This is a genomic window from Paramagnetospirillum magnetotacticum MS-1, from assembly GCF_000829825.1.
GTDB classification, from domain to species: Bacteria; Pseudomonadota; Alphaproteobacteria; order Rhodospirillales; family Magnetospirillaceae; genus Phaeospirillum; species Phaeospirillum magnetotacticum.
In genome coordinates, this window is sequence record NZ_JXSL01000030.1 from 1,022,080 (window position 1) to 1,047,231 (window position 25,152).

Genomic DNA, 25,152 nt, shown 5'->3' on the forward strand with positions numbered 1-25,152 from the left:
CGCCCTTTTATCAGGGCTCACCGCGCTGATTTTAGGGCTTCGGGGCGGGGGGAATCAATGGAAAGCGTTCTTTTTTTGTACTAACAGGCTTATCCCGATGCCGCGCCCCGTCAGATCAAGCAATGCTGGCTGTGGCGGCACTTATCCCCGTTATGCACAGAGACACGGCCTGGGGGCTGATTTTCAGCCTCATCCCCATCCACAGACTTATCCACAGAGGGCGGGACTTTCCCTCCCCCCGGTCTTGTGGGTCACAGGCCGGGATGGCGTTCCCGCGCCTCGGCGATCAGGCGGTCGCTGGCGGTCTCGATGCGGCTCTCCAGCTCGGCCATGAAGGCCTTGCGGTCCATGCCCGGCGCGATGGGTTCCAGCGCCTCCAGGGTCAATGTGCCGGGCTTCTTGGCAAAGCCGCGGCGGCGCCAGAACAGCCCGGAATTCAAGGCAATTGGTATGACCGGTACCTTCAGCGCGCCATACAGCATGGCCACGCCCGAATGGTAGGGCAGCTTGGCGCCCGGGGCGGCGCGGGTGCCTTCGGGGAAGATCACCACCGGGCGGCCTTCGGCCACCGCCTCCTCGGCGCCCTTGACCATGGCCTTCAGCGCCTTGGTGCCCGCCGAGCGGTCGATGGCGATCACGCCCGACTTGCCCAGGTACCAGCCGAAGAAAGGTATCCACAACAGCTCGCGCTTGAGGATATAGGCCGGGTCGTTCAGCAGCAGGTGGAAAACGAAGGTCTCGAAGGCCGACTGGTGCTTGGACGCGATGATCAGCGGTCCCGTGGGCAGGTTCCCCGCACCGCGCAGCTCCCAGGACAGGCCAGCGATCAGGCGCAGCGCGCCGAGCATGCCCTTGAGCCACAGGCGCACCGCCGGTCGCATGGCCTTGCGGGGCATGGCCAGCAGCGGCAGGTAGAGCAGGGACAGAACCAGGGTCCAGACCCAGGTGAAGAGGATGAACAGGGCGGAGCGGAGAACGGTCACGGCTTCCTCTCGGATTTCTTAGGGATAAACAGCGGCCGGGCCAGCGCCGCCAGATATTTGGTGTATTCCACCGCCAGCAGATGGGCGGTGCCGGGCCAGCGCCACCACTGGTCGCGCTTGAAGGCGTCGGGAAAGACCGGGTGGGCGATGATCTGGGCCTCGGGCAGGGCGCGGCGCAGTTCCAGCAAGGCTCGGCGCATGTGATAGGCCGCCGTCACCAGCCGCAGCGACGAGAACCCCTCACGCCGCATCCACGCGGCGGTCTCGACGGCATTGCCCACCGTGTCGTCGGCGGCATGCCCCAAGGTGATGCAGCACCGCACCCGCTCGGGCGAAACATGGGCCTGACGCAGCAAATCGGCCAGATCGACGCCCTTGTGCACGCCCGAGACGAACAGCATGCGGCCCCGGCCCGCCTCAAGAAGCGCCAGGCCGGAATTCAGCCGCTCGGCCCCTCCGGTCAGCACCACAACCGCATCGGTGACGGTGGCGTCGTCCTCCGCCCTGATGCCCAGATCGGCGGCGAACCAAATCAGCCCACCGCCCCAGGCACCGAACAGGGTGCCCGCCGCCACCATGAATCCGATGGCCAGGCGGCGCAACGCGGCCCGGCTCATGGCATCTTGGCCAGGGTGCCGTGGACGGTGAGCCGCGCCGTCAGCATGGCAAGAAGCGCGGCCAGCAACGGCAGCAGGCCGATGGCCACATAGCCCAGAACCGGCAGGCTGAGGCTGGGCAGAAAGCCGCCTTCCAGCCTCTTGGCCGCCCAGCCGATGGCCGTCAGCGCAGGCACCGCCAGCCCCAGCCCCATCAGCCCGCCGCCGATGCCCAAGGCAAAGGCGCGATCGGCGAATTGCCGGGCCACGTAATCGTCATGGGCGCCGATCAGATGCAAAACCTCGATGATGCCGTGATGCACCGCCATGCCGGTGCGGGTGGCATAGACCACCGTGGCCGAGGTCACCATGCCGATCAGCACAACCACCAGAATGGCCAGCCATTGCATGGTGCGCGACAGATTGATCAGACGTGACAGCCAGACCCGGTGATCGTCCAGCGAGGCGCCGGGCACGGCGCGCGACAGACGCAGCGCCACCTCGGTTAAATCGATGCGCGATTCCGGGTCGATGGTGACGTCGATCAGGCGGGGCAGCGGCATGTCCTGGACCATCTCGGTATTGCCCAGCCAGGGCTCCAACAGCGCCAGGGTGCGCTTCTTGTCGAAGGCCTTGACCGCCAGCACGCCCGGCACCTTGCGCATCACGTCGATGGCCGAATGAACCCGCTCCTCGGTCACCGCATCGGCATTTTCGCCGCCCGCCGGAAGAACCTGAACGGTCAGCGTGCCCGACACGTCGCGGTCCCAGCGCTCCATCACCGAGCCAATGACAAAGGCCCCGGCCACCGCCATGGAGGACAGAAACACCATCAGCGCCACCAGCCAGGGCAAAAACCGTGACGTGGCGTCACCGGCCAGGGGCAGATCGGAATGGCGGCGGCGAAACAGCATCACTCCGTCTCCAGATCGTCCGCCGCCGGTTCATGGTGCAAGGTCGTCACCATGCCGTGCTCGATATGCAGGCGGGGAAGATGGGCGAAGCGCCGCACCAGCAGCTCGTTGTGGGTCGCCACCACGATGGTGGTGCCCAGCTTGTTCAACTCCTCGAACAGATACATCAGCCGCATGGCGATGTGATCGTCCACGTTACCGGTGGGCTCGTCGGCGAGAAGAAGGTCGGGACGCCCGATCACCGCCCGCGCGATGGCCACGCGCTGCTTCTGCCCGCCCGAGAGCGTCGAAGGCTTGGCCCCCAGATGGTCGGCCAGACCCACCCAGGACAATAGTTCCGGCACATGGCGCCGGATCTCGGATTCCTTGACGCCGCGCACCCGCAAGGGCAGCGCCACATTGTCCAAGGCGGTCATGTGGTCAAGCAGGCGGAAATCCTGGAACACCACCCCGATACGACGGCGCAGCGCCGGAAGCTCGTAACGCTTGGTCGCGGCGATGTCGCGGTCGAACAGCACGACCCGCCCGCGCGTGGGGCGCAGGCCCAGATACATCAAACGCAGCAAAGAGGATTTGCCCGCGCCCGAGGGCCCGGTCAGGAAATGAAAAGACCCGGCCGGCAGCTTGAAGGTGACGTCCTGCAAGACTTCGGGCCCAAGCCCGTAGCGCAGCCCGACACTGTCGAACCGGATGATGTTTTCCCCACGAGGGCGATGCCGCACGGTGCTCCTCCCGAACCGCCCGAAGATGACACGGCTTGGACGACGGGGCAACCCGTGGCGGGGCTGCTCCCCCCGGTAACTCCCTCTCCCGCGAGCGGGAGAGGGTTGGGGTGAGGGCCCTTCTTTGCGAAGGGACTCGTCCCTTCGCGCATCCCTGGTCGCTTGGTCATGCTGACGGTAAGGTCTGCCTTGTCAGCTAGGCGCTCGGCAAGTTTCCATCAAAGTTCGCCCAAGTAATGTCAGAGTAAGGATGTCCTGCGCACATCGGAAGTCGGTTGTCGACCCTCTGCTATGGAAGGTAACCGGGGTGTGTACGCCCTTAGAAAGGTTTATGGCAGAGGAAATGCCGCGCTCGACCAAATCCAATGCTCGCACCAGAGGATCTGGGGGGGGATTTGGGAAATTTGACATTGGGGATAGTTGAATGCCTCGAACAAAATCTAGGCCGTAATTGCTAAGTGAATCGCTTGGTAGCGCTGCACATCCCAGCCGGATTACATTGAGGACGGCGGTCTTGCGGGCAAAATTATTTAAATTTTCCCAACTGGCAGCTATTGAAATATCGACATTATAATTTACCTCTGAATTATTTTTTTGCCGATACCGATAACTGCTCCATAGCAATTCAAGTAAAATAGCATCTGGCCCCTCAAGATCCTTCAATATTCCGCAAAGCATCTTGTGCGCCTGGATGTCTATTCCGGGGGTCATCGCACCCGCCAGTAAAGCCGCCCAGAGTTTCAGGACATCATCATCATCTTCCATCGACGCATCATCGAATAGACGATGGGCCTTCGCGAACGGGAGTGCTGCCAGGGCATCGGGGTTTACCTCGCGCCTCTGGACTTCATCACGCCAATAGTCTGCCAATCTGTTCAAATTGCGTGCACGGAAATGTGCCATCTGGTCACCGAGCAGACTTCCAAGATGGCTGGCGGCTGGGGCCAAGGCCTTGGTTATCAATTCAGCGGCGGCAGCCGACAAACCTCGTGACAGAGATTGGGATTGTGCCATCGAAAGAAGTTTTTCGGCCTTCGGTTTTGCCCGTTTCGGCTTATCCATCTCGACGCTCAGCGAAGCCATTCAGTGCAATGACTATATCTTGATATCGGTCTTTGGTCGACATATCGACCAACAACCACACGATTTAAGGGAACAGGGATGCGCGAAGGGACGAGTCCCTTCGCAAAAAAGGCCCTCACCCCGCCCCTCTCCCGCAAGCGGGAGAGGGGCGGGGTGAGGGATCGGAGAGGCTGTCAGCCTTCCTTCAAGTCTTCCCAGAGTTCCTTGACCTTGGCGAAGAAGCCTTGGCTTTCCGGGGAATTCTTGGCTTTTTCGCCTTCGCCGGCTTCGTTGAACTCGTGGAGGAGTTCTTTTTGGCGCTTGGTGAGGTTGACGGGGGTTTCGACCACGGCCTGGATGAACATGTCGCCGCGGGCGGGGGAACGCAGAACGCTCATGCCTTTGCTCCGCAGGCGGAACTGGTTTCCGGTCTGGGTGCCTTCGGGGATGGTGACCTTGGCCTTGGAGCCGTCGATGGTGGGGACCTCGATGGTGCCGCCGAGGACCGCCGTGGTCATGGGGATGGGCACGCGGCAGAAGATATTGGCGCCGTCGCGCTGGAAGATGCGGTGCGCGGCGATGGACAGGAAGATATAGAGGTCGCCCGGTGGCGCGCCGCGCATTCCGGCCTCGCCCTCCCCCGCCAGGCGGATACGGGTTCCGTCCTCGACACCGGCGGGGATATTGACCTGGAGGGTCTTTTCCTTGCGGGTGCGGCCCGATCCGCCGCAAGACCGGCATGGGTCCTTGATGATCTTGCCCATGCCCTGGCAGGTGGGGCAGGTGCGTTCGATGGTGAAGAAGCCCTGCTGCTGGCGGATCTTGCCGTGGCCGTGGCAGGCCGAGCAGGTGACCGGGGCGGCGCCGTCCTTGCCGCCGGTGCCCTTGCAATCCTCGCAAGGCGCCGACGAGGGCACCTTGACCGTGGTGGTCTTGCCCGCGAAGGCGTCTTCCAGGCTGATATCCATGTTGTAGCGCAGATCGGCGCCGCGGCCCGTTGACTGGCCCCGGCGTCCGCCGCCCATGAACTCGCCGAACATCTCGTCGAAGATGTCGGAGAAGCCGCCGCCGCCAAAGCCGCCGAAACCGCCGCCGCCCCCGCCGCCGGGGCCGCCCTGTTCGAAGGCGGCGTGGCCGAAGCGGTCATAGGCGGCGCGCTTCTGCTCGTCCTTGAGGACGTCGTAGGCTTCGTTGATTTCCTTGAACTTCTGCTCGGCCTCGGCATTGCCAGGATTGCGGTCCGGATGGAACTGCATGGCCTGTTTGCGGTAGGCCTTCTTGATGTCGTCGGGCGAGGCGCCCTTTTCGACCCCCAGAAGATCGTAATAGTCCTGCTTGCTCATGCGTCTAGCATCCCACATGAGGCCGGCGGCGAGTGATCGCCGCCGGTCCCTGGATCAACAAACAGGGGCTGTTACTTGCCCTTCTTGTCGCCGTCGACTTCCTCGAAGTCGGCGTCGACCACCTTGTCGTCATGGCCGCCCGAGGCTCCGCCATGGGCACCGCCACCGGCCGCAGCCTCGGCTTCGGAGCCGCCAGCGGCTTCCTGGGCCTTGTACATGGCCTCGCCCAGCTTCATGGAGGCCTGCATCAGGTCTTCGGTCTTGGCCTTGATGGCCTCGACATCGTCCTTTTCCATGACGGCCTTGAGGGCCGTGATTTCCTTTTCGATGGCGCCGGTGAGCTCGGCCCCGGCCTTGTCGCCGAATTCCTTGAGGCTCTTTTCCGTGGTGTGGATCAGGCCGTCGGCGTGGTTGCGCGCCTCGATCAGCTCCTTGCGCTTCTTGTCCTCGGCGGCGTGGATCTCGGCTTCCTTGACCATCTTCTCGATGTCGGTATCGGACAGGCCGCCCGAGGCCTGGATGCGGATCTGCTGCTCCTTGCCGGTGGCCTTGTCCTTGGCGCTGACATTGACCAGGCCGTTGGCGTCGATGTCGAAGGTCACTTCCACCTGGGGCACGCCGCGCGGCGCCGGGGGAATGCCCACCAGATCGAACTGGCCCAGCACCTTGTTGTCGGCGGCCATTTCGCGCTCGCCCTGGAAGACGCGGATGGTGACGGCGGTCTGGTTATCCTCGGCGGTGGAGAACACCTGGGACTTGCGGGTGGGGATGGTGGTGTTGCGGTCGATCAGGCGGGTGAAGACGCCGCCCAGGGTCTCGATGCCGAGCGAGAGCGGGGTGACGTCGAGCAGCAGGACGTCCTTGACCTCGCCCTTCAGCACGCCGCCCTGGATGGCGGCGCCGATGGCGACCACTTCATCGGGGTTGACGCCCTTATGGGGCTCGCGGCCGAAGAATTCCTTCACCACTTCCTGGATCTTGGGCATGCGGGTCATGCCGCCCACCAGAATGACTTCGTCGATTTCGCTGGCCTTGACGCCGGCGTCCTTCAAGGCCGCCTTGCAGGGCTCGACGGTGCGGGCGACCAGATCCTCGACCAGGGCTTCCAGCTTGGAGCGGGTCAGCTTGATGTTGAGGTGCTTGGGCCCCGAGGCGTCGGCGGTGATGAACGGCAGGTTCACCTCGGTCTGCATGGAGGACGACAGCTCGATCTTGGCCTTCTCGGCGGCTTCCTTCAGGCGCTGCAGGGCCAGACGGTCCTTGCGCAGGTCGATGCCCTGCTCCTTTTTGAACTCGTCGGCCAGGTAATCCATGATGCGGGCGTCAAAGTCTTCGCCGCCCAGGAAGGTGTCGCCGTTGGTGGACTTCACCTCGAACACGCCGTCGCCGATTTCCAGCACCGAGACGTCGAAGGTGCCGCCGCCCAGGTCATAGACGGCGATGGTGCCTGCGCTCTTCTTCTCCAGGCCATAGGCCAGGGCGGCCGCGGTGGGCTCGTTGATGATGCGCAGCACCTCCAGACCGGCGATGCGGCCCGCGTCCTTGGTGGCCTGACGCTGGGCGTCGTTGAAATAGGCCGGGACGGTGATCACCGCCTGGGTGACCTTCTCGCCCAGATAGCCTTCGGCGGTTTCCTTCATCTTCTGCAGGATGAAGGCCGAGACTTGGCTGGGGCTGTACTTGGCGTCGCGGGCCTCGACCCAGGCGTCGCCGTTGTCGCCCGCCACGATGTGGTAGGGGACGAGGTTCATGTCCTTCTTGGTGATCGGGTCGTCGAAGCGGCGCCCGATCAGGCGCTTGATGGCGAACAGGGTGCTGGTGGGATTGGTCACCGCCTGGCGCTTGGCCGGCTGGCCGACCAGACGCTCGCCCGATTCGGTGAACGCCGTCATGGAGGGCGTGGTCCGCATGCCTTCGGCGTTTTCGATGACCTTGGCGTTCTTGCCTTCCATCACGGCGACGCACGAATTCGTGGTGCCCAGGTCGATGCCGATAACCTTGCTCATGACTGTCCTCTTTCCTGTTCGGCAGATCCCGGCGGCCCTGAAGCTTCAGCAGCCGGCCCAAGGGATCCCCATTCGGGTTGCATCCATCAAATGTTAGGGAACGACCCAAATCCGTCCCATCGGCGTTATATAGGGCGGTATGGGAAGCGTGCAACGTGGGAATCTCAGTGTAAGAGAAGACCCCGCGACAGCAGATAGCTTCCGACGGTTCCCACAAAGGCGAGAAGCGCCAGGATAAGGGCGCGTCGGCTCATCATTTCGGGTCGGCCTCCAGGAGACGGTGGGTGGAGTTGCGGCGCGGCTGCCACAGGCCGCGTTCGATGGCCTCGTTGAGCCGGGTGCGGATATCAGCCAGGGCGGCGGGGTTGTTGGCCTCGAGGAAGTCCAGCACCTCCTCGTCGCCCAGATAGGCCTCGGCCACCAGATCGAAGTGATGGTCCTTGACCGCCTTGGTAGTGGCGGCGAAGGCGAACAGGTAATCCACGCTGGCCGCCATCTCGAAGGCGCCCTTATAGCCGTGGCGCATGACGCCCTTGATCCATTTGGGATTGACCACCCGGGCACGGACGATGCGGGCGATCTCGTCATCCAGAGTGCGGATGCGGGGCGTTTCGGGTCGGGAATGATCGGCGTGCCAGACGGTGGGTGCACGGCCCGAGGCGGTTTCCACCGCCGCCGCAAGACCGCCTTCGAACTGGTAGTAATCGTCGGAATCCAGCAGGTCGTGCTCGCGGTTGTCCTGGTTCTGGACCACGGCTTCCACCTTGGACAGGCGCTGGCGGAACAGGCCGTGTCCGGCCTCGCCCTCGGCGCCCGCGCCATAGGCCCAGCCGCCCCAGGCCATGTAGGATTCGGCCAGATCGGCCCGCGTCGCCCAGCCCTTCTCGTCGATCAGGGCCTGGAGCCCGGCGCCATAGGCTCCCGGCATGGAGCCGAAGACCCTAAACCCCGCCTGACGCGCCGCCTGTTCCGGCGAAGCGCCCTCGCCTTCCAGCCGGGTGCGTTCGGCCCGGACGCGTTCAGCCAGGGGATTGATCTCGGCGGGCTCGTCCAGGGCGGCCACGGCGCGCGACGCCGAATCGAACAGATCGATCAGGCCGGGGAAGGCGTCGCGGAAGAAACCCGAGACCCTGAGCGTCACATCGATTCGGGGGCGGTCCAACACCGTGGCGGGCAGGATCTCGAACCCTGACACCCGGTTGGAGCCCACATCCCAGCGGGGCTTCACCCCCATCAGGGCCAGGCCTTGGGCGATGTCGTCGCCCCCCGTCCGCATATTGGAGGTGCCCCAGGCGGTCAGCGCCAGGGCCTTGGGCCAGTCGCCATGCTCCTGCAGATGGCGTTCCAGCAGCAATTGCGCCGATTTCCAGCCCAGGCTCCAGGCCGCGGGCGTCGGCACCGCTCTGGTATCGACGGAATAGAAATTGCGCCCGGTGGGCAGCACGTCGGGACGACCCCGCGTGGGCGCGCCCGAAGGACCGGGGGCAACGAAGTGCCCGGCAAGGCCCTTGAGCAGTCCTTGGATCTCGGCCCCGCCACAGGCCTCGACCGTGGGCCGCAGATGGGTTTCGATCCATTGCAGCACCGGAATCGTCTTGGCCCAGCCGGGCTCGGGCTGGCGTTCCCCGGCGATCAGGGCGCGCGACAGGACTTCGAGGCGCTCGACCGCGTCGCCATGGCTGCGCCACGGGGCGTCGCCGCCCAAGGCTTGCGGGCGGGGGCCGGTCCAATCATCGCCCGGCACGCAGTCCAAGGGATCGAAATCGAGGCCCAGATCACCGGCCAGGGCGCGCGGCAGGGAGGCGCCTTCCGGGGCACTTCCCCTGGGCACGCGGGCCAGGGCCACCAGCAGATCGGTCAGCTGGTCGCCCATGGGCGAGAGGCCGAAAATGTGCAGCCCGTCGCGGATCTGCAACTCCTTCAGCTCGCACAGATGGTTGTCCAGCTTTTTCAGGGCCTCGTCCGGCGCGTCGTCGCGACTGATGCCCAGATCCTCGTCCAGCCCGGCCGCCGCCGACAGGGTCAGGATCTCGCGCCGCAGCAGGCCAAGGCGGCGGGGATCGACGCCCGCCGCTTCGTAATATTCGTCCACCAGACGCTCCAGCTCTCGCAGGGGGCCATAGCTTTCGGCCCGGGTCAGCGGCGGGGTCAGGTGGTCGATGATCACGGCGCTTGCGCGGCGCTTGGCCTGCGTTCCCTCGCCCGGATCATTGACGATGAAGGGATAAAGATGGGGTAGCGGCCCGAGCGCCGCTTCGGAAAAGCACTCCGCCGAGAGCGCCAGGGCCTTGCCCGGCAGCCATTCCAGATTGCCGTGCTTGCCCATATGGACAACGGCGTCAGCCCGAAAGCCGTCCTGCATCCAGGCATAGAAGGCGAGGTAATTATGGGGCGGCACCAGATCGGGGTCGTGATAGCTGCTGGCCGGGTCGATATTATAGCCGCGCGCAGGCTGCACAGCCACCGTAACGAAACCGAAACGGGTGGCGGGCAGGATGAAATCGCCGCAGGTCAGTTCGCCCTTGGCGAAAAAGGGATCTGCCTCGGGCGCGCCCCAGCGGGCCGTCACCTTGTCTTGCAGGGCGCGGGGCTGGGACTGGAACCAGGCGAGGTAATCGGGCAGGGCCAGGGTTTCACGCCTTTCCCGATGGGCCAGCGCCCGCCAGTCATTGGTAGCGCCCGCCTGAATTAACTCGATCAGCGCGTTGCCGCTTTCGGGGATATCGCCGACCCCATAGCCCGCCGCGTCAAGAGCCCGTAGCACTTGAATGGTCGCGGCAGGGGTGTCCAGGCCGACGCCGTTGCCGATGCGGCCGTCGCGGTTGGGGTAATTGGCCAGGACCAGGGCGATGCGCCGCTGTTCCGGCGCCTTGCGGCGCAGTTTCGCCCAGTTGGCGGCAAGCCTTGTGACGAACTGGATACGGTCCGCCACGGGGGCGTGTATGGCCAGATCGCATTGGGTGGCCGCGTCGCGCCTTGCCTGCTTGAAGGAAATGGCGCGGGTGATGATGCGCCCGTCCACCTCGGGCAGGGCCACATTCATGGCGATATCGCGCGGGCCCAGACCTTGGGTGCCCGCTTTCCAGGCCTCCTCGGTGCCCGAGGCCAGGATCACCTGCAGCACCGGGCAATCGGCGGCGTCGAAGGGGCCGGTCTCGGCCTTTCCCGGCGAAGAGACTGCGAAACCGGTGGCGTTGACGATCACGTCGGGCGGCGTCTCGGTCAGCAGGGTGCGGGTGAGCGCCGCGCTGACCGGGTCCTTCAGGCTGTGGACGAACAGGGCCGAAGCCGCCAGCCCTTGCCCGCGCAGCCCAGCTATCAGGGCATCCACCGGGGCGGTGTCGCCAGCCAGGACCAGGGCGCGGTAGAACACCACCAGGGCTTGAGGCCGTCCGTCCCCGGCATCGGCCTCGCCGTAGAGGCCTGCCTGGGGCAGCGGCCGGGGTTCCAGCCATTCGGTGCCATGACCAAGAAGATTGGCGGCATGGGCCAGGAAGGAGCGGCAATTCTCCGGCCCACCATGCAGCAGATAGGCCCACAGCCGTTCGACCGATTGGGGCTCCACGGTGGAATCGGCCATCAGATCGGGATCGGGCTGATCGGCGCCGGGCAGCAGGGCCAGGGCAATGCCAAAGCGGCGGCAGGCATCCACGATCTGCTCGATGCCATAGGGCCAGTAGGAGCGTCCGCCCAGCAGCCGCACCACCACCAGCCGGGCATGGGCGATGACCTGCTCCACATAGAGGTCCACCGACATGTGATGGGCCAGACGGGTGAGATTGGCCAGACGCAGGCCGACCGGCGCATCTCCCCAAGTGCCATAGGCGGCGGCCAGGGCGGCCAGTTCCGTATCGGCCGCCGACAGCACCACCAGATCGGCGGGGCTCTGGCAAAGATCCACGGCCTCGGTGCCGTCGGAAATGGTGCCGGGCTGGGCGGCGAGAAGGTGCATCAGAGGCCCTTGATCGCAGCCTCGATCGCCGCGCGGTCGAGGCCGGTGCGGCCGATCACCACCAGGGTGCCGACACGCTCCTCATCGGCCTTCCAGGGGCGGTCGAAATATCGTTCCACCCTCGTACCGACCGCCTGGATCACATGGCGGGCGGGCTTTCCCGTCACCGCCAGGAAGCCTTTGAGGCGTAAAATGTCGTGGGCGGCGATGGCGGCCACGGCGCGGGACTCCACCATGGCCGGGTCGTCGACCATGGGCAGATGCAATGCGAAGCTTTCGAAATCGTCGTGGTCGTGGCCGTCCTCGGCATCGTGGTGGGAGGGGCGCGCCGCCAGGTCTTCCTCGGCGGCGGCCGAAAGGCCGAGGACCACCAGCGGGTCCACCGCCGACATATGGGTGGCCAAGGTCTTGACGCCGGGGCGCAGGCGCGCCGCGATACCGGCCCGCAGGGCCTCAAGCGCGCCCGTCTCCAGCAGGTCAGATTTGTTCAAAAGGATCAGATCGGCGCAGGCCAACTGGTCCTCGAACACTTCCTCCAAGGGATTGTCGTGGTCGGGCCGGGCCATTTCCTCCGGCGTGGAGGCGAAGCGGCCCGCCGCGGCAGCCGGGGCATCCACCACCGCCACCACGCCGTCCACGGTGACGCGCGAGCGGATTTCCGGCCAGTGGAAGGCCTTGACCAGGGGTTTGGGCAGGGCCAGACCCGAGGTCTCGATGACGATATGGTCGGGAGGGTTGGGCCGGTCCAGCAAGGCCTGCATGGTGGGCAGGAACTCGTCGGCCACGGTGCAGCACAGGCAGCCATTGGCCAGTTCGATGATGTCGTCTTCGGTACATCCCGCCACGCCGCAGGCGGCCAGCAATTGGCCGTCCACCCCGATATCGCCGAATTCGTTGACGATCAGCGCGATGCGCCGTCCCTGGTTATGGGCCAGGAGATGGCGGACCAGGGTGGTCTTGCCCGCGCCCAGAAAGCCGGTGATGACGGTGACGGGAATCTTGCGCATATCAGGAAACGTCCTTGAGAATCAGGGGAAGACCGGCGGCGACGAACACCACCCGGCGGCATTGGGCGGCGACCCGTTGGTTGACCCGGCCCTGATGGTCGCGAAAAGCGCGGCCCAGGCTGGTTTCCGGCACCAGCCCCATGCCCACCTCGTTGGAGACCAGCACAACCGGCCCGTTGGGGGCGGACAGAACCTCGCACAGCCGGTCGAGGCAGCGGTCGATGTCGCGGCCCGCATGCATCAGGTTGGACAGCCACATGGTCAGGCAATCCACCAGGACTGGCCGGTCGGGGCGCATGACGTTGTCCAGGGCGTCGGCCAGATCCAGAGGCTCTTCCAGCGTGCTCCAGCCCGCTCCCCGCCTGCGGCGGTGATGGTCGATGCGCTCGGCCATTTCACCGTCGAGCGCCTGGCCGGTGGCGAGATAGAGGGCCGGAGCCTCGCCGAACAGGGATTCGGCATAGGCGGATTTGCCCGAGCGGGCACCGCCCAGGACCAGTGTGGAGGGGGGAAGTGCGTTCATCCCTGCGGCCTATTTCCGTTTTGTTTGCGAAAGAAACTCGGCGACCTGCTCGATCTGGGCATCGGAGAGCTTGCGCACATTGGCGACCATCAACCGGGCACGCCGGGTCGAGCGGATTTCGTCGCGGATGGCCTTGATCTGGACCATCAGGTAATCCCGGCGTTGGGCGGCCAGGAAGGGATAGTCGGCCAAGGGCTTCAGGCCATCGGCGCCGTGGCAGCCGATACAGCCGTTTTCCTCGAACAGATCAGCGCCTTTTTCCGCCTTGGCCTTGTCGCCGGTCTGGGGATCGGCGGGCTTTTGCCCGGCCAGCCATTGGGCCAGGGCCTTGCGCTCCTCGGGGCTGGTCTTGGCGATGACCGGTTTCATCACCTTGACCGGGCCGGAGGCGCGGGTGCCATCGGCGATCTCGGTCATCTGGCGGGCCAGATAGTCGGCGTTCTGGCTGGCAAGAACGGGAGAACCGGCAATGGGCTTGGCGCCGCTTTCGCCATGGCAGGCGGTGCAGCCCTTGGCGGCGAACAGCGCCTTGCCGTCATCGGCCAGGGCCTGGGCGGCGGAAAAGCCAGCCAGAATGGCCAGGGCGACGCCCAGTCTGGTCATGTCCACTCCAGACGCCCCGCTGCGCCGCAGGCGGGGCAGCACAGGGCAAAGTCCGGGCTGTGGTGGCCGCAGCCGCCGCAGACCCAGGCTGGTTCCGGTACCGAATCGGTTCCGGCCTTCATCAGCCAGCCATGGGCGGCGGTCTCGTCCTTGCGCTCGTCGCGCTCGACCTGGGCCAGAAGCTGGAACACTGTGCGGGTGGGCCGCTGGGTCAGGGCCTTTTCCAGATGGCTGCGGGCCAGTCCCCATAACTGGGCGGCCAGGGCGGCTTCGGCCAGGGCCACATGGCCCTCGGGCGAGGCGGGATTGGCCTGGGACAGGTCCTGAAGGCGCTTGACCCGGTCCAGCGCGCTCTCGCCCTCGCCCAGCGTCAGCCATTTGGCGATCAGCAATGGATGGGCATGGGTCTTGAAAGCGGATTTGAGCAAGGAGGCCGCCTTGCGCCCCTTGCCGCGTCGGCGCAGAAGATCGGCGGCGAGCGCCACGGCGGGGGTAAACTGCGGGTCGGCATCGCGGGAATCCTGGGCCCAGTCCAGGGCCTGGGCCTCGTCACCGGCCGCCATGGAGTCCTCGGCCCGGCCCAGCAGGATCAGGGCGCGGCGGCGGGTGAAATCCGCCTCGGACAGGCTGCCGTGGCGGCGCGCCAGACGGGCGACCTGCTCGGCCTCGGCCCAGGCTCCCGCTTCCATATGCAGGTCCAGCAGCAGGACGGACAGATCCGGGGCGGTGGGCGAAATATCGAAGGCCTTGGCGGCCTCGGCGCGGGCGGTGGTCCGGTCCCCGGCCTTCACGGCCAGTTCGGCCAGCCCCTGATGGCCCAGGAAGGCGGTTTCCTTGCGTTCGGTCATGGCGCGGAAACGCTCGGCCAGTTGATGGTCATCGCCGCTGAGACGGGCGGCCTGGGAACTCAGTAATCCGGTGATGGCTGGGTCGTGCAGCAACTTGTCGGCCTTGCGCGCGAGCTTGGCGGCGCGGGCCGCATCGCCCGACGCGGCCGCGGCCAGTCCATCGGACAGCGCCGCATAGCCCTTGCGCTGACGGCTCAACCGCAGTGCCGCCAGCCAGCGCTTGGGCGCGCCGAACACCAGCCGGATCAGGCGAATCAGGACCGAGAGCGCCAGCAGCAGCAGGGCGAGAACGGCCAGCAGCACCGGAACGGAGGTGTCGGCGCGCCAGCCCTGCCAGCGGATGGTGACCTCGCCCGGCCGGTCGGCCAGCCAGACGGCACCGGCCACCGCCAGCCCGGTGAGGACCAGGAAGGCGAGGAAGCGCCTCATGGCTTGGCTCCGGCCAGGGCCAAAGCCTGGGCGGTCAATTGCGACAGGGCCTTGTCGGCACTCTGGCGCGCCCGCGCCTCGGTGATCCAGCTTTGAGCGGCCTGGGCCGGGCCTGCGCTCAAGCCTTCCAGCTCGGCCAGGGCACCGGCCGGATCGTCGCGGCTGATGGCCGCCTGGGCGCGGCCGATGATGGCGGCGGCGTTCTGGCCCAGGGCCGCGCCGTCCTCGCGGCGGATGGTGACCAGAGACAGCAGCCGGTCCAGGGTACGACGCCACCAGCCGTCGCCTTCGGGCAGGATTTCGGCGCGGATCAGGGCGGGGGCCAGGGTCTCGAAGCGTTGCGCCAGGGTGGCGCGGCTGGCGATGCCCGTGCCCGCAAAGGGCTTCAGCCCGTCGAGCAGGGCGAGGCTTTCGCTGTCCTCGCCCGCCAGGACGCGGGCGGCGCGCCATTCGGACTCGAAGCTCCGCCCGGCGGCGGCGGCTTCGCGCAACTGTCCGACGGCCAGAAGGAGGGCGGCGGCCGAGGAGCGCTTGGACTGAAGCTCGCGCACATTCTGGTCCAATTGCTCCAGACGCTCGGAAAGGCGCAGGACGGCGCTGGCCTCGGCCGAGCTGCGCTTGAGCTCGGCAATCTGTTTTGCCAGCGATTCGATCTCGGCCATGGGGGCGCTTGCATGGGCCGGGGCGGCTTTTACCGTCTCCTCCAACCGTTCCAGGCGGGCGGCGTCGGGATTGCTGGTCGGTCCCTTGGCCTCCAACTGGGCGATGCGATTGGTGGCCGCCGACAGTTCGGCCCGCAAATTCTCCACCTCGAAGCCTTCGGACGCCACGGGCATTCCGATCTGGGCGCGCCACAGGGGAAAGCTGCCATAGGCCCCGCCGCCCAGCGCCAGCAGGGCGAGGATGAGCATCAGGCGGCCCGATGATCGGCTGGGCGCTCCCTGGGTCGGCGCCTCCGGGGCGGGGGCGGGCATGGGCGCGGGCTCTGACGTCATGGGCTAAAATCCCCGGTTGAGATCGTCGTCGATGGCGGCCAGCAAGGCGGCCTGGGTCGGTTCAAAGGCCTGGCGCAGCACCCGCCAGGGCACCCGCGCCAGTTCGGCCGAAACATTGGCCGACAGACCATAGGCGGCGATGGTGCGAAGTTGGTCCTGCACTCCCGCTTCGACCGCCAAGGTAGCAAAGGTTTTGGCGGTGCGGGGAGAGAAAAACAGGGCCAGATGGATGGTGCCGTCCACGAGCGCCCGGCAGAGCCCGTCGGACAGGCGGGTGGCGGTTACCGCCTGATACAGGACCTGACGCCGCACCTGGAATCCCTTGGCTTCGAGACGTCCCGACAAATCGCCCGCAACCACCGTTCCAGCGGCATGCAGCAGGGCACCAGATTGGGGATTGACGCGGGCCGCCACCAGTTCGGCCAGGGAGTCCACATCGCCCCCGGCGCTTTCCACGGCGGAAAAGCCCATCTCGCGCGCCGCCCGCGCCGAGGAATCGCCCACCGCCCACACCGCCAGATCCCGGCGGGGGCATAGACGGGCCAGGGCGCGGATGCCGTTGGCGCTGGTCACTAAGATGCCCTGGGCGCCCTCGGTCTCCACCTGGGCGTCCTCGACGGCTGCGATGTCGAGCAGCGGCTCGATCATGACGTCAAGGCCGCGCTGGCCCAAGGCCCGTGCCACGCCTTCGGAATCCTCCTTGGGGCGGGTGACCAGGGCGCGCATGGCTCAGTGCGGCTTGATGAGGTCGAAGAAGCCCGGCCCGGCCACCTTGATCAGTTCCTCGGCGGCATCCTTGCCCATGGCTTCGGCGTCGGAGCGGCTGCCGCTGCGCGACGTGGCATGGATGGCCGTGCCGTCGGGGCTGACGATCAGGCCGCGGAACGACAAATGATCGCCGTCCAACACGGCCAGGGCGGCGATGGGGGTGCGGCACGAACCGTCCAGGCGGGTGAGAAAGGCCCGTTCCGCCGCGACGCGGACGAAGGAATCCGGGCAGTTGAGCGCCGCGAGAAAAGCATGGGCCGCCTCGTCATCGGCGCGGCAGGTGATGCCGATGGCGCCCTGGGCCACGGCGGGCAGCATGTCGTCTTCGGACAGCGCCGAGGTGACGTGGCCCGCCAGCCCTAGACGCCGCAGCCCGGCCATGGCCAGCATGGTGGCGTCCACCACGCCTTCGTCCAGCTTTCGCAGCCGGGTCTGGACGTTGCCGCGGAAATTCACCACCTTGAGATCGGGGCGCCGGTGCAGGATCTGGGCACCACGGCGCAAGGACGAGGTTCCCACCACCGCGCCCTGGGGCAGATCGGCGAGCGAGGCCGCCTTGAGGCTGATGAAGGCGTCGCGCACATCCTCGCGTGGCAGAATGCAGGGCAGGACGATGCCGTCGGGCAACAGGGTCGGCACATCCTTCATGGAATGGACGGCCAGATGGATGCGGCCCGAAAGCATGGCCTCGTCCAGTTCCTTGGTGAACAGGCCCTTGCCGCCGATCTCGGCCAGCGGGCGGTCCTGGATCAGGTCGCCGGTGGTCTTGATGACCTCGATGTCGATGGCGCCCTCTTGGCCCAAAGGGGCCCAGGCGGCGGCGAGGCGGTCGCGGGTCTCATGGGTCTGGGCCAGGGCCAGGGGCGAGCCGCGGGTGCCGATGCGAAGGATGGGAAGTTTTGCGGTCATGGTCCGGTTGTTGTAGTAAGTCGGACGCCGCTCTGCAAAGGGATTTGTATTTTGCTTGTTTTGGGCATCGAAAGCTCCTGTGACGAAACCGCCGCCGCATTGGTCAACGACCATCGCGAGATCCTGGGCGAGGTGGTCTTGTCGCAACTGGACGAGCACCGCCCCTTTGGCGGTGTGGTGCCGGAAATCGCCGCGCGCTCCCATCTCACCCATCTGGACCGGCTGGTGGCCGAGGCCATGCGCCGGGCCGGTGCGGGCTTTGCCGATCTCGACGCGGTGGCGGCCACCGGCGGCCCCGGCCTGATCGGCGGCGTCATGGTGGGCGTGATGACCGGCAAGGCCATTGCGCTGGCCTCGGGCAAGCCCTTTCTGGCCATCAACCATCTGGAAGGCCATGCGCTGACGGCGCGTCTCACCCACGACATCGCCTTTCCCTATCTGCTGCTGCTGGCCTCGGGCGGGCATTGCCAGTTGCTGGCGGTGGAAGGGGTGGGTCAATACACCCGTCTCGGCACCACCATCGACGACGCGGCGGGCGAGGCCTTTGACAAGCTGGCCAAGATGGCCGCGCTCGGCTATCCCGGCGGTCCGGCGGTGGAAGCCGCGGCCGCCGGTGGCGATCCGGCCCGCTTTACCCTGCCCCGGCCCCTGAAGGGCAAGCCCGGCTGTGATTTCAGCTTTTCAGGCCTGAAGAATGCCGCCCGCCTGCTGATCGAAAGCCTGCCCCAGCCGCTTTCGGCGCAAGATCAGGCCGACGTGGCCCGCGCCTTTCAGGACGCGGTGGCCGATTCCATGGCCGACCGGGTGCGCCGGGGCGTGCGCGAGATGAAGACCCGCTGGCCTGCTACCCGCCATCTGGTGGTGGCGGGCGGTGTCGCCGCCAATACGGCGCTGCGCCAGATCCTGGTTCGGATCGGAGCCGAAACGGGGCTTGAATTTCTTGCTCCGCCGCTGAAGCTGTGCACCGACAATGCCGCCATGATCGCCTGGGCGGGGATCGAGCGTCTGCGCCTGGGCCAATGCGACGATCTTTCCTTCGCGCCGCGTCCGCGCTGGCCCCTGGATCCCAATGCGCGTAAGGGAGCCAAGGCGTGAGCAAGGCCTTCACCAAGGAATCCGACGGCGACGAGGACGCGGAAGACCTGCCCCAGGGCCTGCCGCCGGGCGCCAAGAACTATATGCGGCCCCAGGGCTTCGCGGCGCTGAAGGCCGAACTGTCCCATCTGCACAAGGTGGAGCGGCCCAAAGTGGTCGAGGTGGTGTCCTGGGCGGCGGGCAATGGCGACCGCTCGGAAAACGGTGATTACCTCTATGGCAAGAAGCGCCTGCGCGAGATCGACCGCCGCATCCGCTTTCTCACCAAGCGCATGGAATCGGCCCATGTGGTCGATCCCGACCAGCAGAAGAACCGCGATCAAGTGTTCTTCGGCGCCACCGTCACCTATGCCAATGCCAGGGACGAGGAGATCACCGTCACCATCGTCGGCATCGACGAGGCCGATCTGGAGCGTGGCCTGATCAGCTGGATCTCGCCCGTGGCCCGCGCCCTGCTGAAGGCGTCCGAGGGCGATACCGTGCCCGTCCGCACCCCTTCCGGGACCGAAATGATCGAGGTTGTGGCCATCCGCTACGGGGAATGAGGGGGGAGCCCCCCTCACGCCGCCTTGTCGAACAGGTCGTAGAGACGGCCTTCCTCGCGCTCCACCCGTGCTTTCAGCAGGCCGAGAATTTCCCGCGTCGCCGTCACGAAGCCGCCGGGGTCGCGACCGATGGCCAGCGGCCCGGCCCAGGCCTTCTTGTAGGTATCGAAGCGCAGGGAAAGGCTGCCCATTTCCGACTGAAATTCGGCGGCGGTGCGCCGCAAGGCCGGGTCGGCATGGGCGGCGCATTTGGGGTAGAGCGTTCCATCCTCGATGGCCAGATGGATGGAGAATTTGCCGAACAGGTCGAGGACCACCCGGGACACCGAGGCCGGATCGGCGGCAACGCTTTTGGGGTCCAGCATGGGCTCCAATCGGGACACGATGCGCCGCAGATCGTCGTGGTGTTTACGGAAATGCTCAGTCTTGCGCATGGCTATATTCCTTGCTATCTCTCATCTGAGACAAGAATAACCAAGTAACGAGCTATGGTACTTGACGGTGATCAAGCCGGGGCCGTCCAGCGTATCAGCGCCGTCCGAACAGCTTCTCGATATCGGCGAGGCTGAGGCTTATATGGGTCGGCCGCCCGTGATTGCACTGGCCTGACAGAGGCGTGGCCTCCATGCGGCGCAGCAGGGCGTTCATTTCGGGGATGCCCAAGCGGCGGCCCGCCCGCACCGAGCCATGGCAGGCCATGGTGGCGCAGACATGCAGCAGGCGTTCCTCCAGCGCCGTACTGGCCCCCCATTCGGCCAGTTCGTCGGCAAGATCGCGCACCAGCCCCTGGACATCGCCTTCGCCCAGCAGGGCGGGAACCTCGCGCACCACCACGGCGCCGGGGCCGAAGGGCTCGACCACCAGACCCAGGCGGGCGAGATCCGGGGCCCGTTCGGCGACACGGGCGGCCCCGGCCTCGCCCAAATCCACAACTTCGGGCAGCAGCAGGCCCTGGCGTGCCACCCTGCCGTCCTCCAGGCCCAGTTTCAGGCGCTCGAAGACCAGACGCTCGTGAGCGGCGTGCTGGTCGACGATCACCAATCCGTCTTTGGTCTCGGCGACGATATAGGTGTCGTGCAGCTGGGCCTTGGCGGCGCCCAGGGGATAGTCGGTGGTGAATTCTTCGGTCTCGGTTACGGGAGCAGCAGGCGGCAGGTCGAGGCTGAGGCTCTGCTCGGCCAGACCGAAGGGGGATTGGGCCTCAATGGCGGCGCGGACCAGCGGGAGTGACGGACGCGGCGGCGGATGATGGCCGAAGAAGGAGGAGGGGGGCTGAGACGGACTGCCCAGCGCGCCCAAGGCTACGCCGGTCAGAGTGGAACTGGCGCGGTGCCCGGCTCCGGCCAGGGCGTGGCGGATGGCGCCGACGATCAACCCGCGCACCAGCCCGGAATCGCGGAAACGCACTTCGGCCTTGGCGGGATGGACGTTGACGTCCACCTGATCGGGCTCCAGATCAAGGAACAGCGCCACCACCGGATGGCGGTCGCGGGCCAGCACGTCCTGATAGGCGCCCCGCACCGCGCCGATCACCAGGCGATCCTTCACCGGGCGGCCATTGACGTAGAGATACTGGGCCGCCGAGGTGGCGCGGTTATAGGTGGGCAACCCGGCCCAGCCGGTCAGCCTGACCCCGTCGCGAAGGGCGTCCAGGGCCAGGGCATTGGGCTCGAATTCGCGTCCCACCACCTGGGCGATGCGGGCCAGGCGGGCGGCTTCCGGTTCGCCCCGTTTGGCCGCCAGATCCAGCACCTTGCGTCCGCCGTCGGACAGGGAGAAGGCGATACCGGGATGGGCCATGCCAAGACGCTCGATCACATCGCAGGCATGGGCAAGTTCGGTGCGGGCCGCCTTGAGGAATTTGAGGCGGGCCGGGGTGGCGTAGAACAGGTCGCGCACCTCGATGCGGGTCCCAAAGGGATGGGCGGCGGGGACCGGTCGCCCCTTGACGCCGCCTTCGACGCTTAGGCTCCAGGCGGATTCGGCGCCCCTGGGGCGGCTGGTCAGCGTCAGGCGCGCCACCGAGCCGATGGAGGGCAGCGCCTCGCCGCGAAAGCCCAGGAAGTTGATGCGGACCAGATCGTCATCGGGCAGCTTGGAGGTGGCGTGGCGCTCGACCGCCAGCATCATCTCGTCAGGCGCCATGCCGCAGCCGTCATCGCTGACCGCGATCAGCGATTGGCCGCCTTCGGCCAGCACCACGTCGATGCGCGTCGCCCCGGCATCAATGGCGTTTTCCACCAGTTCCTTGACCGCCGAAGCGGGACGCTCCACGACCTCGCCAGCGGCGATCTGGTTGACCAGGGTGGGGGGGAGGAGGCGGATGGACATGCGTGGCCGCGTCAGCCCACCGCGACCTTGTTGCGGCCCGACCGCTTGGCGGAATAAAGCGCCATATCGGCCCGCGACAGCATGGAATCGATGGTGGTGTCGGTCTCCAGGCGTTCGGCGACGCCGATACTGGTGGTGAAGGCGACGATTCCCTGTTCGGCCGGAATGCGGATGGCGGCCACCGCCAGACGCAGACGCTCGGCGACCAAAAGGGCGCCGTCCAGATCGGTCTCGGTCAGGACGATGGCGAATTCCTCGCCACCTAAGCGGCCCAGCACATCCTCGTGACGGACGATTTCGGTGCAGACATCGGCCAGGGCCTTGATGGCCACATCTCCCACCGGATGGCCGTAAGTGTCGTTGATGCGCTTGAAATGGTCGATATCGAGCATCAGCGCCACCATGGGCCGGCCATGGCGGCGCGCCCGGTCCACTTCGTTGCGTGCCATTTCCATGAAATGGCGGCGGTTGAAGATGCCGGTCAGCACGTCGGTGGTGGCCAGACGGCGCAGTTCGGCCTCCATGCGCTTACGCTCGGTGATGTCGAGCATGACGCCGATCACGCCTTCTGGCCGTTTGTCGCGGGCGCGCCAGACGGTCTTGTTGACCACCACGTCCAGGGCCTTTTCCGGCGCGACTTCCAGATGGGCCTCGAACTGGATGCGCCCGGTATCGGCCAGAGCCTTCACATCGGCCTTGGCCGATATGGCGGCGAATTCGGCATTGACCATTTCGGCGGTGGTACGCCCCACCCAGTCGGTGGCGCTGATCTGATGAAGCTCGCGAAAGGCGCCGTTATAGCCGAGATAGCGGCCGTCGATATCCTTCCACCACAGGGGGTTGGGCACGGCCTCCAGCAGGCTTTCCACGAAGGCGCGGGCCTCGACGGCGCGGAAACGTTCCTCGGCCAGTTCGTGGGTGCGGGCCACCACCTGCTGTTCCAGGGTGTCGTTCATGTGGCGCAGTGCCGCCACGGCCCGGATCTGGCCGGTGATGTCGCGGGCTTCAACCATGTATTCCGGCGCCGCGCCCCGCGACGGCAATGGGGTGGCCTTGATCTGGGCGTCGAAGGCCGAGCCGTCCAGACGGGCGAGGCGCATGGGCACGACCCCGCCCTCGTCCAGCAGGGCGGGCAGGTCCGAGGCGACGATCTCGCGGTATTCGCCAGCGAAGATCTCGGAGACGGGAATGCCGACGAACTGGCTGGGATCATTGCCGCCCAGCACCTTTACGCCGGTGGCATTGATATAGCCGATGCGTCCGCCATGGCAGAGCAGGACCAGATGCATGGACCGCTCGACCAAAGCCTGGAAACGGTCCTCGCTGTGGCGGGCGGTGCGGGCGAGGTGGCCCTGGCGGGAAATGTCGCGCGCCGTGACCACGGCATAGGCCGGACCCAGTTCGCGGGCGGGGTGGATCTGAAGCTCGGCTTCGAAGGTGCCGCCGTCCAGATGGACGATCTTGATGGGGAAGGCCGAATCCTCGATTTCCTTGAGGTGCAGCAGGTCGTCGATGACCCCGGCGTAATCGCCGCCCACCAGATTGCGAAAGGCGCGGCCAACCACCTGTTCGCCATTCTCGGCGCCCAGCATGGCGATGCCCGCGCTGTTGATGTCGATGACCAGCCCTTCACCGCACAGGCAGACGAGCTCGCGCGAGACTTCCAGCACGCTCATGAAATTGGCGCCGAATCTCGGCCCCTTGCGCCGACGTTCGGCTGGCGTTTCCCGCGACCCCATGATGCACACCTGTACCAGGGTGGAGCCCCTGAGATCCCCATCTCAAGGCTTAATTATGGGTATAGCCATTTGCAGGGGATCATGCCAGTCACACCGTGGAAGTGATCGAAAAATTACCGGCGCAGCGCCCGCACCGCCTCGATCAGCCCGGTGGTGGAGGAATCATGATTGGTGACGGGCGCGGACGACGACAATTCCGGCAAGATGGCCTTGGCCAGCACCTTGCCAAGTTCGACGCCCCATTGGTCGAAGCTGTTGACGTCCCAGATCACGCCCTGGACGAAGACCTTGTGTTCGTAGAGCGCGATCAACTGGCCCAGCATGAAGGGGTCGAGGCGGGGGTAAAGCAGGGTATTGCTGGGGCGGTTGCCGGGGAACACCCGGTGGGGTAGCTGGAACGCGATCTCGGCCGTGCTCATCCCCGCCTTTTCCAGCTCGGCGCGGGCCTCGGCCTCGGTCTTGCCCCTCATCAGGGCCTCGGCCTGGGCAAAGACGTTGGACAGCAGCATCAGGTGGTGCTCGCCCAAGGGGTTGTGGGTCTGGGCGGCAGCCAGGAAGTCGCAGGGAATCAGGCGGGTTCCCTGGTGGATCAACTGGTAGAAGGCGTGTTGGCCGTTGGTGCCGGGCTCGCCGAAGACCATGGGGCCGGTGCCCCAGCCGACCATGGCGCCATCCCTGGCGGTTCCCTTGCCGTTGCTTTCCATGTCCAACTGCTGGAGATAGGCGGGCAGGCGGTGCAGATACTGGTCGTAGGGCAGCACCGCATAGGCATCGGCGCCCAGGAAGTTGGCGTTCCAGATACCGATCAGGGCCAGGATCACCGGCAGATTGGCTTCCAGCGGGCTCTCGCGGAAGTGCTCGTCCATGGCGTGCCCGCCAGCCAAGAGCTCTTCGAACCGCCCGAAACCCACCGCCACGGCGATGGACAGGCCGATGGCCGACCACAGGGAATAGCGCCCCCCCACCCAATCCCAGAACTCGAACATATTGGCGGTGTCGATGCCGAAATCGGCCACCGCACGGGCATTGGTGGACAGGGCCACGAAGTGGTTGGGAATGGCGGCCTCGCCCAGTTTGTCAACCGTCCAAGCCCGGCAAGTCTTGGCATTGGCGATGGTTTCCTGGGTGGTGAAGGTCTTGGACGCCACGATGAACAAGGTGGTCTCGGGATCGCAGAGCTTCAGCACCTCGGCGGCGTGGCTGCCGTCCACATTGGAGATGAAGCGGACGGCAAGGTCGTCCCGCTGATAGGGCTTCAAGGCCTCGGTGACCATGACCGGTCCCAGATCCGAGCCGCCGATGCCGATATTGACCACGCTTTGGATGGCCCGCCCGGTGGCGCCCTTCCATTCCCCAGAGCGCACCTGCTCGGCGAATGTCTTCATGCGGGCCAACACGGCACGGATCTCGGGCATCACGTCCTGGCCGTCCACCATCACCGGCCGCTCGGAACGGTTTCTCAGCGCGGTGTGCAGCACGGCGCGGCGCTCGGTGATATTGAATGTCTCGCCGCCGAACATGGCGTCGCGGGCCTCCGCCAGACCAGCCTGTCGGGCGAGGCGGATCAGGGCGGCCATCACCTCGGCGTCGATGCGGTTCTTGGAGTAGTCCAGCAAGAGATCGCCCAGACGGGCCGAGAAGCGGCCGAAACGGCCGGGATCGGCGGCGAACATATCGCGCATGGGCTTTTGCCCGGTGGTGGCGGCCAGCGCTGCCAAATCCTTCCAGGCGGGAAGCCCAACCGGATGCACCATCTCCATCTCCCCCTGAAACCATCATGCT

The 25,152-nt window shown here is 66.2% G+C and carries 21 protein-coding genes; 2 read left to right on the forward strand and 19 right to left on the reverse strand.

The annotated features are described in order from the left end of the window. Positions 1–251: 251 nt before the first annotated feature. The 15 genes from CCC_RS17350 to hemC all read right to left on the reverse strand — a co-directional run bounded on the left by CCC_RS17350 (position 252) and on the right by hemC (position 17,660). Positions 252–983 (reverse strand): lysophospholipid acyltransferase family protein, encoded by a 732-nt coding sequence (locus tag CCC_RS17350; RefSeq protein WP_009869942.1) that lies wholly within the window; start codon positions 981–983, stop codon positions 252–254. After that, positions 980–1,600, reverse strand: coding sequence for a YdcF family protein (locus CCC_RS17355; protein ID WP_041042195.1), 621 nt, complete (start codon positions 1,598–1,600; stop codon positions 980–982). The genes CCC_RS17350 and CCC_RS17355 overlap by 4 nt, the downstream gene beginning before the upstream one ends. Beyond that, entirely contained in the window at positions 1,597–2,493 is an 897-nt protein-coding gene (locus CCC_RS17360) for a cell division protein FtsX (RefSeq protein ID WP_009869944.1), read from the reverse strand. The genes CCC_RS17355 and CCC_RS17360 overlap by 4 nt, the downstream gene beginning before the upstream one ends. Next, positions 2,493–3,215: a cell division ATP-binding protein FtsE gene (gene ftsE, locus CCC_RS17365; RefSeq protein WP_041042197.1), complete on the reverse strand. Its 723-nt coding sequence runs from the start codon at positions 3,213–3,215 to the stop codon at positions 2,493–2,495. Before ftsE ends, CCC_RS17360 begins: the two co-directional genes overlap by 1 nt. A 192-nt stretch (positions 3,216–3,407) precedes the next feature. Beyond that, positions 3,408–4,277, reverse strand: coding sequence for an Abi-alpha family protein (locus CCC_RS22230; protein ID WP_152619796.1), 870 nt, complete (start codon positions 4,275–4,277; stop codon positions 3,408–3,410). A gap of 194 nt (positions 4,278–4,471) precedes the next feature. Then, entirely contained in the window at positions 4,472–5,620 is a 1,149-nt protein-coding gene (gene dnaJ, locus CCC_RS17370; RefSeq protein WP_009869946.1) for a molecular chaperone DnaJ, read from the reverse strand. A gap of 71 nt (positions 5,621–5,691) precedes the next feature. After that, positions 5,692–7,626, reverse strand: a complete 1,935-nt coding sequence (gene dnaK, locus CCC_RS17375) for a molecular chaperone DnaK (RefSeq protein ID WP_009869947.1) — start codon at positions 7,624–7,626, stop codon at positions 5,692–5,694. Positions 7,627–7,879: 253 nt separating this feature from the next. After that, positions 7,880–11,578: a cobaltochelatase subunit CobN gene (gene cobN, locus CCC_RS17380; protein WP_041042198.1), complete on the reverse strand. Its 3,699-nt coding sequence runs from the start codon at positions 11,576–11,578 to the stop codon at positions 7,880–7,882. Beyond that, on the reverse strand, positions 11,578–12,585 hold the full coding sequence (gene cobW / locus CCC_RS17385) for a cobalamin biosynthesis protein CobW (protein ID WP_009869949.1): 1,008 nt from the start codon (positions 12,583–12,585) through the stop codon (positions 11,578–11,580). Before cobW ends, cobN begins: the two co-directional genes overlap by 1 nt. Position 12,586: 1 nt before the next feature. After that, the gene (gene cobU, locus CCC_RS17390; protein ID WP_009869950.1) at positions 12,587–13,108 is read right to left on the reverse strand and encodes a bifunctional adenosylcobinamide kinase/adenosylcobinamide-phosphate guanylyltransferase; all 522 of its coding nucleotides are present in this window, start codon (positions 13,106–13,108) and stop codon (positions 12,587–12,589) included. Positions 13,109–13,117: 9 nt separating this feature from the next. Continuing rightward, positions 13,118–13,711 (reverse strand): c-type cytochrome, encoded by a 594-nt coding sequence (locus tag CCC_RS17395; protein WP_009869951.1) that lies wholly within the window; start codon positions 13,709–13,711, stop codon positions 13,118–13,120. Further along, a complete protein-coding gene (locus CCC_RS17400) occupies positions 13,708–14,988 on the reverse strand; it encodes a heme biosynthesis protein HemY (RefSeq protein ID WP_009869952.1) in 1,281 nt (426 codons plus the stop codon). The genes CCC_RS17395 and CCC_RS17400 overlap by 4 nt, the downstream gene beginning before the upstream one ends. After that, positions 14,985–15,983 (reverse strand): COG4223 family protein, encoded by a 999-nt coding sequence (locus tag CCC_RS17405; protein ID WP_041042200.1) that lies wholly within the window; start codon positions 15,981–15,983, stop codon positions 14,985–14,987. Before CCC_RS17405 ends, CCC_RS17400 begins: the two co-directional genes overlap by 4 nt. A 3-nt stretch (positions 15,984–15,986) precedes the next feature. Beyond that, complete coding sequence (locus tag CCC_RS17410) at positions 15,987–16,709, reverse strand: uroporphyrinogen-III synthase (RefSeq protein WP_009869954.1); 723 nt, start codon at positions 16,707–16,709, stop codon at positions 15,987–15,989. A gap of 3 nt (positions 16,710–16,712) precedes the next feature. Further along, positions 16,713–17,660, reverse strand: a complete 948-nt coding sequence (gene hemC / locus CCC_RS17415; RefSeq protein ID WP_009869955.1) for a hydroxymethylbilane synthase — start codon at positions 17,658–17,660, stop codon at positions 16,713–16,715. Between the two features lie 51 nt (positions 17,661–17,711). Here hemC and tsaD point away from each other — a divergent pair, with 51 nt between their 5' ends. Further along, positions 17,712–18,755, forward strand: a complete 1,044-nt coding sequence (gene tsaD / locus CCC_RS17420; RefSeq protein WP_041042202.1) for a tRNA (adenosine(37)-N6)-threonylcarbamoyltransferase complex transferase subunit TsaD — start codon at positions 17,712–17,714, stop codon at positions 18,753–18,755. After that, positions 18,752–19,300, forward strand: a complete 549-nt coding sequence (gene greB, locus CCC_RS17425) for a transcription elongation factor GreB (protein ID WP_009869957.1) — start codon at positions 18,752–18,754, stop codon at positions 19,298–19,300. Before tsaD ends, greB begins: the two co-directional genes overlap by 4 nt. Positions 19,301–19,314: 14 nt before the next feature. Here the strand turns inward: greB and CCC_RS17430 are convergent, their stop codons facing one another. From CCC_RS17430 to pgi, 4 genes are all read right to left on the reverse strand, one after another. Continuing rightward, positions 19,315–19,734 (reverse strand): hemerythrin domain-containing protein, encoded by a 420-nt coding sequence (locus tag CCC_RS17430; RefSeq protein ID WP_009869958.1) that lies wholly within the window; start codon positions 19,732–19,734, stop codon positions 19,315–19,317. Between the two features lie 94 nt (positions 19,735–19,828). Next, the gene (gene mutL, locus CCC_RS17435; protein WP_009869959.1) at positions 19,829–21,631 is read right to left on the reverse strand and encodes a DNA mismatch repair endonuclease MutL; all 1,803 of its coding nucleotides are present in this window, start codon (positions 21,629–21,631) and stop codon (positions 19,829–19,831) included. 11 nt (positions 21,632–21,642) lie between these two features. Next, the gene (locus CCC_RS21335; RefSeq protein WP_082036664.1) at positions 21,643–23,370 is read right to left on the reverse strand and encodes a sensor domain-containing diguanylate cyclase; all 1,728 of its coding nucleotides are present in this window, start codon (positions 23,368–23,370) and stop codon (positions 21,643–21,645) included. A gap of 113 nt (positions 23,371–23,483) precedes the next feature. Further along, a complete protein-coding gene (gene pgi, locus CCC_RS17445; protein WP_041042576.1) occupies positions 23,484–25,124 on the reverse strand; it encodes a glucose-6-phosphate isomerase in 1,641 nt (546 codons plus the stop codon). Positions 25,125–25,152 lie beyond the last annotated feature (28 nt).